This window comes from Bacillus cereus group sp. N6 (genome assembly GCF_016483705.1).
Classification (GTDB): domain Bacteria; phylum Bacillota; class Bacilli; order Bacillales; family Bacillaceae_G; genus Bacillus_A; species Bacillus_A wiedmannii.
Window position 1 is genome coordinate 1 of sequence record NZ_JAEHBI010000365.1, and the last position, 229, is coordinate 229.

Consider the following 229-nt stretch of genomic DNA (forward strand, 5'->3'; position numbering starts at 1 on the left):
TTATAGGAAAGAAAGTAGTTCATATTCAGTCTATTGGAGAAGTGAAAACAAGCCAACAACTACCAAGAAACAAAAAAACATCCAATCCAAGAGTTACATTTGACGGTCGTCACTGGTGGATTAGTGTAGGGTTCCAAGAAAACTTTGCATCACAAGAACTAACCAATGAGTCGATTGGTGTGGATGTTGGTTTAAAAGAGCTGTTTGTAGCTTCTAATGGTACGAAAGA

At 37.6% G+C, this 229-nt stretch carries 1 pseudogene; it reads left to right on the forward strand.

Features of this window, described 5'->3' with window-relative positions:
- A pseudogene (locus JDS99_RS31595) lies at positions 1-229 on the forward strand (RNA-guided endonuclease InsQ/TnpB family protein); the annotation flags it as partial.